Origin of the sequence: Microbacterium sp. CPCC 204701 (assembly GCF_004010105.1) — a bacterium.
Classification (GTDB): Bacteria; Actinomycetota; Actinomycetes; order Actinomycetales; family Microbacteriaceae; genus Microbacterium.
This window is the reverse complement of the sequence record NZ_RRYE01000495.1, coordinates 1-1865: the sequence shown is the minus strand read 5'-3', so window position 1 is coordinate 1865 and position 1865 is coordinate 1. Positions and strand designations below refer to the sequence as shown.

General features: G+C 73.4%; 1 protein-coding gene. It reads right to left on the bottom strand.

Translation table 11 applies throughout. The features are described 5' to 3' along the window. Window positions 1-1562, bottom strand: a 1562-nt coding sequence (locus tag EIO58_RS17185; RefSeq protein ID WP_164861838.1) for a RecQ family ATP-dependent DNA helicase, incomplete at its 3' end; no start/stop codon positions are given. Between the last annotated feature and the right edge of the window lie 303 nt (window positions 1563-1865).

The window sequence follows — 1865 nt, the reverse complement described above, 5'->3', positions numbered from 1 at the left end:
CGCGGCTCGACCGGCACGCCGACGCGGTCGAGAGCCGCGGTCGCGGCATCCGTCGCCCCCGCCGCGATCCCGGTCGCGAACCACGTGCCCGCGCAGTTGTCGCAACGCCCGCACGGCGCGGCGGACGCGTCGTCGAGCGCGCGCTGCAGGAATTCCATGCGGCAGCCGGTGGTCTCCTCGTACTCGACCATGTGCTGCTGCTCGGCGACCCGGGCTGCGGCGATGCGGCGGTAGCGGTCCTCGTCGTAGACCCAGGGCTCGCCGGTCGCGATCCAGCCGCCGCGCACGCGGTCCACCGCGCCGTCGACGTCGAGCACCTTCAGCAGCAGCTCGAGCGGCGTGCGGCGGATGTCGACCACGGCCTCGAGGGCGGGCGTCGACAGCGGCGATGCTGAGGCCGACAGCGCCGCGAGCACACGCTCGGCGCGCTCGCGGTCGGGCATCGACGCGGTCGCGAAGTAGTGCCAGATCTCGCGGTCCTCGACCCCGGGCAGCAGCAGCACGTCGGCCGATTCGGTCGCACGGCCCGCGCGGCCGACCTGCTGGTAGTACGACACCGGCGACGAGGGTGCGCCGAGGTGCACGACGAACCGGAGGTCGGGCTTGTCGAAGCCCATGCCCAGAGCGCTCGTGGCCACGAGCGCCTTGACGCGGTTCTCTTTCAGCAGCGCCTCTGACTCTTCGCGCTCGTCGGTGTCGGTCTGCCCGGTGTAGGCGCGCACGTCGTAGCCGCGCTCGCGCAGCAGTCGCGCGGTGTCGTTCGCCGCCGCGACGGTCAGCGTGTAGATGATGCCCGAGCCCGGCAGGTCGCCCAGGTGCGAGATGAGCCACGCGAGGCGGCTCGGCGCGTCGGGAAGCCGCAGCACGCCCAGCCGCAGCGACGTGCGGGCGAGCGGGCCTCTGATCGTGAGGACTCCGGATGCCGGAGCCGACGGGTCGGCGGCCGCACCGAGCTGCTCGGCGACATCCGCGACCACCCGGCTGTTCGCGGTCGCGGTGGTGGCGAGCACGGGCACGCCCGTGGGCATGCGCGCGATGAGGTCTCGCAGCCGCCGGTAGTCGGGCCGGAAGTCGTGACCCCAGTCACTGATGCAGTGCGCCTCGTCGACCACGAGCAGCCCCATGCGCCGGACCAGCTCGGGGAGCTGATCGTCGCGGAACGACGGGTTGTTCAGCCGCTCGGGCGAGACGAGCAGCACGTCGACCTCGTCGCGGTCCAGCTGCGCGAGCACATCGCCCCACTCGTGCGCATTCGTCGAGTCGATCTTGACGGCGCGCACGCCCGCACGCGAGGCCGCCGCGATCTGGTCGCGCATGAGCGCAAGCAGCGGCGAGACCAGCACGGTCGGCCCCGCACCGCGCCGGCGCAGCAGCAGCGTGGCGACGAAGTACACCGCGGACTTGCCCCACCCCGTGCGCTGCACCACGAGCGCGCGGCGGCGGCCGTCGACGAGCGCCTCGATCGCCTCGAACTGCCCGTCGTGGAAGCCGACGTCGCCGCGGCCGACGAGAGCGCGCAGCACGTCGAGGGCTTCGGTGCGGGTCTCGGTCGCGGAAGTCACGCCCTCCACCTTGCCTCATCCCCCTGACACGGGCCGACGGATGCCGCGGGCCTGTGCACACCTGATCCCAGAGGCGGTCGCTCCCGGCCTGGGGAGGAGCCGGCATCCCGCGCCCGCGTCTCTCGCCGTCTCCGCTCGGCGAAGACCCCGTGTTAGCGTGGCCGTGGCGGAAGGAGGTGCCCGTGCTCGAGTCGATCGGCGTCGTCCTGCGCCTCCTCGCCGAGTTCGCACGCCTCGTGCTGCGCCCGCTGTTCGAGCTCGCCGGCGCGGTCGCCGCGCCGGGCTCCGGCGTCGTCGCGATCG